The 1,648-nt window shown below is 63.7% G+C and carries 1 protein-coding gene; it reads left to right on the top strand.

Annotation, left to right across the window (positions count from 1 at the left end; translation table 11 throughout):
- Positions 1-96: 96 nt before the first annotated feature.
- Positions 97-1,479, top strand: coding sequence for an IS1380 family transposase (locus NKI08_RS34390; protein WP_352775937.1), 1,383 nt, complete (start codon positions 97-99; stop codon positions 1,477-1,479).
- Positions 1,480-1,648 lie beyond the last annotated feature (169 nt).

The following is a 1,648-nucleotide window of genomic DNA, read 5'->3' as shown; positions in this document are numbered from 1 at the left end:
TAGCCTGAATATCTCAAGGTAAGGGGTGCATCGGCCCCAAGAATCTGAGAAACTGCTTTTGTAACAAAGAGTTATCAGATTCAGGAACGGGGTCCGATGCACACACACTGTATCTCCGATCAGCTCGAATTTGAAGGCTTCGACGGCCATAAAGTGGTCGCCGGTTTCGACGGCGGAGCGATCACCTCGGATGCCGGCGCCTTGCTTGTGCGCCACGTTGACAAAACCGTCGGCCTGTTCGGCCGGGTGGCTGCCTGCTTCATCGACCGACGCGATCCGGACTGCACGGTGCACAGCGTCCAGACACTGGTGGGACAGCGCATCGCGGCGATCGCGCTGGGATATGAGGACGTCGACGACCACGACACGCTGCGCCACGACCCGGTGCTTGCCCTTGTGTCGGAAAGCCTGACGCCGAAGCGGGAGGATTGCGCGGTGCTTGCCGGCAAGTCGACGCTCAACCGGCTGGAGCTCAGCCGGGTCGGGGAGCCGACGCGCTACCACAAGATCGGCCACGACACGCAGGCGATCGAAGCTCTGTTCGTCGATCTGTTCCTGGAAGCCCACGACACGTCGCCGGCCGAGATCGTGCTTGACCTCGACGCCACCGATGACCCGCTGCACGGCCACCAGGAAGGCCGGTTCTTCCACGGCTACTACAACTGCTACTGCTACCTGCCGCTCTACATCTTCTGCGGTCGGCACCTGCTGGCGGTAAAGCTCAGGCGTTCCAACATCGACGCCAGCAAGGGAGCGGTCGAGGAGGTCGAGCGGATCGTGCGGCAGATCCGCAGGAAGTGGCGCAGGGTGCGCATCATCCTGCGCGCCGATTCCGGCTTTGCCCGGGAAGAGCTGATGGCCTGGTGCGAGGCAAACCGCGTCGACTATGTCTTTGGCCTTGCCCGCAACGAGCGGCTGGAGAAGAAGATCGCTCCCGCCTTGCAGGAAGCTCGCCTGGCATCCAGGAAAAGCGACAAGGCCGCGCGCGTGTTCCGCGACTTCATGTGGTCGACCAAAGACAGTTGGTCACGCCGACGGCGGGTCGTCGCCAAGGCCGAGTGGACGACGCAGGGCGCCAATCCGCGCTTCATCGTGACCTCGCTCAAGCCAAAGCGTTGGGCGGCACGGGCACTTTACGAGGATCTCTACTGTGCCCGCGGCGACATGGAGAACCGGATCAAAGAGTGCCAGCTCGACCTCTACGCCGACCGCACCAGCGCTCACACCATGCGCGCCAATCAGCTGCGGCTCTGGTTCGCCTCGTTTGCCTACGTCCTGATCTGCGCCTTGCGCCGCCTCGGCCTCGCCCACACCAGGCTCGCCAACGCCACCTGCGGCACGATCAGGCTGAAGCTGCTGAAGATCGGGGCTCAGGTCCGTGTCTCGGTGCGTCGCATCAAGGTCGCAATGGCTTCGGCCTGTCCATACGCACAGGAGTTCAGCCTCGCGCACGAACGAATACGCGCCGCGGCCCGCTGACGCCGCCGGACCTGGACCCTTCCCGCAAACCACAGAGGATAAATTGCACAAGCCCAGCACCGCCGCTCTCCGCGGCGCAGGCCGCGCTCGTCCTCAAAACCAGGATGAGCAACGCCGACCCGCACCAGTCAAGATGCAGCTCGAGCCAGGGCGCGGTGAGAGAAGCGGG

It is taken from the genome of Mesorhizobium sp. M0768, from assembly GCF_040320195.1.
Lineage (GTDB): Bacteria > Pseudomonadota > Alphaproteobacteria > Rhizobiales > Rhizobiaceae > Mesorhizobium.
This window is presented reverse-complemented; position numbering and strand designations above follow the sequence as displayed.